We start from the raw sequence: 5,530 nt of genomic DNA, 5'->3' as shown, positions 1-5,530 counted from the left end.
GAGGATCGCCGCAGCGACGCCCCGTGCAAGTCCCGCCATCGAAATCTCCTAAATCCGCCCCTGATCCGGGCGGCAAGCTATTTGACGCGGCGCCGGGACACAAGTCCGGGCAGCCAGGTGCGTCGGGCCCGAACCCAGCTTAACAAAAGTCGTGATGACAGCCAGTTCGGGGTGTCGGCAGTGCCGATGGCTTTCCATGATAGGAATTTTTTCTTGACTGGATGCACTCAGCTATGGTACATTTTTGCCCATGGTGCTGATTTGCGCCGGTGACCCGCCGCTCAGGCGGGTTTTTCGTTTGATGCACCCAGCCTACGCGCCGGCGAAGGCTCCGAAGGAACCCGTTACCCGAATTCGCTACCCTGGCCCGATGCGCCGGGGCGCCGAACTTTTCAGCGGAAGCGGAATTCAGTAAGTCGTGCGGCGCTCTTCCGAGGGCGGCCTGCCGAATTGCAGCCGGTAGCTTTGGGCGAAGTAGGAATGCGAGGTGAAGCCGGTCGCTATCGCCACATCGAGGATCGGCATGTTGGTCTGGCGCAGCAGTTCGCGCGCCCGCTCCAGCCGCAACCGCATGTAATAACGGCCGGGCGTGACGCTGAGATGGCGCAGAAACAGGCGCTCGACCTGACGCACCGACAGACCGGCGGATTTGGCCAGCTGCACCGCCGACAGCGGCTCGTCGAGGTGGTCGGCCATCAGTTCGACGATGCGTCTGAGCTTCTCCGACTTGCCGGTCAGGTCGCGTTCCGGGCCGACGCGCTGGCGGTCGCCGGCCGAGCGGATGCGTTCGTGCTGGAACTGGTTGGCGACGCCATTGGCGAGGTTCGAGCCGAAATCGCCGCGCACGATCTCCAGCATCAGGTCGATCGAAGTGGTGCCGCCGGCGCAGGTGTAGCGCTTGCGGTCGATCTCGAAGACATTGCCGGTGCAGTTGATATCGGGGAAGCGTTCGACGAAGCCGGCGCGATTTTCCCAATGGATGGTGCAGCGATAGCCTTCGAGCTGGCCGGCCTCGGCCAGCAGGTAGGAGCCGACCGACAGGGCACCCAGCGCATTGCCGCGCCGGCCCCAGCTGCGCAGTGCCGCCAGCACCTTGCTCTTGCCGGGAAATTCCGTCGTCAGCCCGACCGAGACGAAAAGGATATCGACCGGCGGCAGGTCGGCAACGGCGTAGTCGATCTTGAGCGGCAGGCCATTGGAAGCCATCACCGGATCGCCATCGGCCGACACCGTCGTCCAACCGTAGAAGTCGCGGCCAAGCAACCGGTTCGCCGACCGGAACGTATCGATCGCGGCAGCCAGCGAGAACATGGAGAACTTGTCTACCAGCAGGAATGCGAACTGCCGCCCGCCTTGAACGGGGTCCGTGATGACCGGCCGTTCTGAGGGAACACTGGGGTTCGGCAAAGCTGCGGCTTTCTGGCGGGTCAGAAGGACGGCCGTTTCAATCCGGCCGCTAGGTAGGCCGAGGCTAACGTATTGGCCATCAGCATGGCAATGGTCATCGGCCCGACACCGCCGGGAACCGGCGTGATGGCGCCGGCGGCCTTAGCCGCTTCGGCATAGGCGACATCGCCGACGAGGCGGGACTTGCCCTCGCCCTTTTCCGGCGCCGGAATGCGGTTGATGCCGACATCGATGACGGTGGCGCCGGGCTTCACCCAATCACCCCTGATCATCTCCGGCCTGCCGACGGCCGCGACAAGGATATCGGCGGTGCGGGCCAAGGCGGGCAGATCCCTGGTGCGGCTGTGGGCGATGGTGACGGTGCAGTTGGCGGCAAGCAGCAGGTTGGCCATCGGCTTGCCGACGATGTTGGAGCGGCCGACGACGACGGCGTTGAGGCCGGACAGGTCCTTGCCGCGCACCCGCTCGATCAGAAGCATAGAGCCGGCCGGCGTGCAAGGCACGAAGGCTGTCTCGAGTTCACCGGTGCCGAGCTTGCCGACATTGATGAAATGGAAGCCGTCGACATCCTTTTCCGGCGCGATGGTCTGGATGATCTTGCCGGCGTCGATATGGGCCGGCAGCGGAAGCTGCACGAGGATGCCGTTGATGGCCGGATCGGCGTTGAGATCGCCGATGATCTTCAGCAACGCCGGTTCCGAGGTTTCGGCCGGCAGCGTGTGCTGGACGGAATGAAAGCCGCATTCCTTGGCGGTGCGCGACTTGGACGCGACATAGACCTGGCTGGCCGGGTCCTCGCCGACGATAACCACGGCAAGACCCGGCTTGGCCTGGCCCTTGGCGACAAGCTCAGCCGTCAGGGTCTTGACCGACCCCACAACGTCGCCGGCAACGCTCTTGCCATCAATCACTTCGGCCATGGACTACCCTCAACACCAGAATGCCCAAGCGCGTCGCTTGCGGAAGCGACGCGCTTTTCGATCTTTCACAGCGTGGCATTTTCACGAAAATTCCAACATGCAATCCCGCCAAAGCGCCGTCCCATGCCGTTTACGCGAAACCGGCATGTTTTTGTACGGCACAGCGCAGATTTTTGTGGCTCAGAAGTAGCGACGCCGCACGCGGCTCTCGGTCAGTTCGCGAACCGCTTCGCGGAATTCGCGCAGGCTGGCGCGGATTTCCTCGATTGGCGCTTGCTGCTCGGCATCCTCCGCGGCCCGCGACGGCTCCGCCGATCGCTGATGAGGCTGAGGCGCCTGCTGCTGCGGGAGGGACGGCTGTGGATAGGACTCGGAAGCAGGCTGAGCCGGATCGGGCTGCAGCCCGGCATTGGCGGCCGGCATCGATTGCGGATAGGGATAGGCCGGCGGCTGTGCGTAGCCCAATGGCTGCGCGTAGGGATAGAGCTGCGGCCCGGAATATGGCCGCTGCTGCACCATGGGAGGCGGCAGTGGCGGCTGCGCCGTCTGCTGCGGATGGCCGCCGGGCTGGAAAGGCCGCGACGGGTATGCTGCCGCGGCCGCCTGCCGAGGCTCGAAGGCCGGCGCCGACTGGGGGTAAGCGGAGTATTGCGGATCCTGCATCGGCTTCGCGTTTTCGGCAGAGGCCCATTCAACGGTATCGAACGGCTCCTCCCGGGACGGCCTGCGTGAGACGGACTTGTGCAGCCTCGACAGCAAGGCACCGATCCGGCCGGAACCTTCGGCCGGCGAGACCTCGGCTTGCTGGACAGGCGATGGCGAGCCAGGCGGTGGTGATGCAGGCGGGGGTGTCGATGGCTGCGGCGCTGGTGGTTGTGGCGGCGCCGGCGGCGGCGCTGACCGATATGCCTTGTCTTCGTAAGGCGTCCGGTGTTCGTCCGTGCCATGGTCGCGACGCGAGCGCGAATTGGCAGTGTCACGCAGGCTCTCATAGGCGCCACGCATGGCTCCGAGGCCAATGCCGGAGGCGAAACCCAGCAACAGGCCGGCGAGCGCGACCACGACCCGCGACGGCCCGTTCGGCTCGAGCGGCGCGAAGGCCTTCGAGATCACATTGATGTTGGCTGTGTTGATGTCCTTCTGCTCGCCGGTCTCCTTGGCGCGCAGCAGATACTGTTCGTAGACGGAACGCTTGGCGGTCGCCTCGCGCTCCAGTTCGCGCATCGACACAAGGTCGCTGTTGACGTCACCGCTGCGGACCTTCAGCTGCGCCAGGCGAGAGGCAAGATCCTGTTCGAGCTGGACCGCGCGCTTGAGGTCGACCTGCAGCGACGAGCCGATGCGGCGCAGCTCCGAGGCGATGCGGTCGCGTGCGCCGGCAAGCTGGGCATTGAGCGCCTGGAGTTCGGGATGACGCGGGCCGAACCGAATGGCAGCGCGGTCAGCCTCCTGCTTGAGCGATGCATATTGCGAACGCAGATCGCTCATCGAGTTGGAGTTGATCTCCTCCGGCAAGGTACCGGTGAGAACCGAATTGACGTCGACCGAACGCGCCGAGGCCGCCCGGGCATTCAGCTCCAGCGTGCGGGCGCGGGCAACCGACAGCTGCTCGTTGAGTTTCAGCATTTCGTCATCGCTGATGAGGTGGCCCTGCGCATCGACGAGATCATGGGTAGCCCTGAAATCCTCGACCTTGCGCTCGGCCGCCTCGACCCCTTTGCGCAACTCGTCAAGCCTGGCCGTCAGTTCGTCGGTGGCGCGGCCTGCCGTGTCCGACTGTATCTGGCCGAAGGTCTGCAGGAAGACATCCGTCATCGTGTTGGCGATGAGGGCCGATTTCTCGCCATTCTGCGTGGTGGCGCTGACGGTGATGACGAAGGTCTTGCCGCCGCGCTCGACCGAAAGGCTCTCGGCCAGATTGCCGACAGCAAGTGCACGGCGGCGGGTGTCGTCGACACCCCCCGGCCCGTCATTGCGCGACAGGACGGAGCGGATGAGCGACATGACGCTGAGGCCGCCGCCGCCTTGCCCATTGAATTCCGGATCGTTGACCAGATTGAGCTTGTCGACGACCTTGTTGAGAACGGTGCCTGAGGTCAGCACCCGAACCTGGTTCTCGACGATGGCCAGCGTGGCATCGGAAGCGACGACCGACTGGGTGAGGTCACGATCGGTGAGCTTCAGGTCGCGCGGGTCGACGATCAGTTCGGTGGTGGCCTCATATTTCTTCGGCGTCGACAGCGCGATGGCAAGGCCGAGCGCGGCACCCAGTATTGTCGTCGTCACGATCAGCAGCTTCGACTTGCCGACACCGCGCACGACCTGCATCGGATCGATCAGCGGCTTCCACTGCTGGCTGTCCCTGCCGTCGTTTCGGGATACCGACGCGTCGCCTGCAGCGTAAGGTTCCGATGCATGATCGGCGCGCCGGGCGCCGGCGGTTTCGGCGGCACCAATTTGTGTCCGTGGCGTCGTTTGCGCGCGATATGATGACGAAGCTTGCTCATGATCCCCGTCGGTCACGACCGGATCCGACAGTTTCGGGTTGCGCGCCTCGCGCTGCGAACGGGCGAGGCGATGACGCGTGGCGGCATCCTCGCGCCATGACGGGTCTGCCCGGTCGCCTATCGAGACCAGGGACGCGTCGGGTTCGTCGCCGCGCACAGCCTGGCCAAGCGCCAGCAATGAGCGCTCGCGCTTCCAGTCCTCGCGGTTTTCCCTGTCGACCATCGTCTTGAACTTTACCTTTGGCGACCTGCAAACGGCGCTTGGCCATTCGTTAAGCCACGCTAAACAGGCATGGAAAACAAAAGGTTAATTTTCCCGCACCGAAGCGTCGGTTTCTCGCTTCGGTTGCATCTATTTTCGACACAGGCTTAAGCCTCCAGAACGGCACGTTAAGTTTTCCCGCCTAGGCTCTCCTTGAGAAATGACGCAGGCCAGTGACATACCGCAAAGGCGGCCCCTCGCCCGGATCGGCAGCTTTTTGGCCGAACGACGGGGGCTGCTTCGCGACTATTTCTCGGCGATCAGCGGCGCCGGCGGGCGACTGGTGTTTTCGCTGGCCTATTTCATCGCGCTGGCCAACACGCTGTCCATTTCCGAATTCGGCATGTTCGCCACCGCTTCGGCGGCCGGTGTCATGCTGTCGCGCATCCTCGCCTTCGGTTTCATCTCGGCGCTCTACCGCACCGCCACCATCC

The 5,530-nt window shown here is 64.3% G+C and carries 3 protein-coding genes and 1 pseudogene; 1 reads left to right on the top strand and 3 read right to left on the bottom strand.

The features are described from left to right. Positions 1-408 precede the first annotated feature (408 nt). The 3 genes from EN939_RS19115 to EN939_RS19105 all read right to left on the bottom strand — a co-directional run bounded on the left by EN939_RS19115 (position 409) and on the right by EN939_RS19105 (position 5,057). Positions 409-1,407, bottom strand: coding sequence for a GlxA family transcriptional regulator (locus EN939_RS19115; RefSeq protein ID WP_164748958.1), 999 nt, complete (start codon positions 1,405-1,407; stop codon positions 409-411). Between the two features lie 20 nt (positions 1,408-1,427). Then, the gene (folD, locus tag EN939_RS19110; protein ID WP_127269251.1) at positions 1,428-2,327 is read right to left on the bottom strand and encodes a bifunctional methylenetetrahydrofolate dehydrogenase/methenyltetrahydrofolate cyclohydrolase FolD; all 900 of its coding nucleotides are present in this window, start codon (positions 2,325-2,327) and stop codon (positions 1,428-1,430) included. Between the two features lie 180 nt (positions 2,328-2,507). Beyond that, positions 2,508-5,057, bottom strand: coding sequence for a Wzz/FepE/Etk N-terminal domain-containing protein (locus EN939_RS19105; protein WP_127269250.1), 2,550 nt, complete (start codon positions 5,055-5,057; stop codon positions 2,508-2,510). 199 nt (positions 5,058-5,256) lie between these two features. On the opposite strand from EN939_RS19105, the pseudogene EN939_RS19100 reads away from it, so the two are divergent. Then, positions 5,257-5,530 (top strand): annotated as a pseudogene (locus tag EN939_RS19100) (lipopolysaccharide biosynthesis protein); the annotation flags it as partial.

It is taken from the genome of Mesorhizobium sp. M7A.F.Ca.CA.002.05.1.1 (assembly GCF_003998335.1).
Lineage (GTDB): Bacteria > Pseudomonadota > Alphaproteobacteria > Rhizobiales > Rhizobiaceae > Mesorhizobium.
The sequence above is the reverse complement of the archived record's forward strand: the minus strand, read 5'-3'. Positions and strand labels throughout refer to the sequence as shown.

Coding starts and splice junctions, on each gene's coding strand:
- folD (WP_127269251.1), bottom strand. CDS start 2,327: ATGGCCGAAGTGATTGATGGCAAGAGCGTTGCCGGCGACGTTGTGGGG.
- EN939_RS19105 (WP_127269250.1), bottom strand. CDS start 5,057: ATGGTCGACAGGGAAAACCGCGAGGACTGGAAGCGCGAGCGCTCATTG.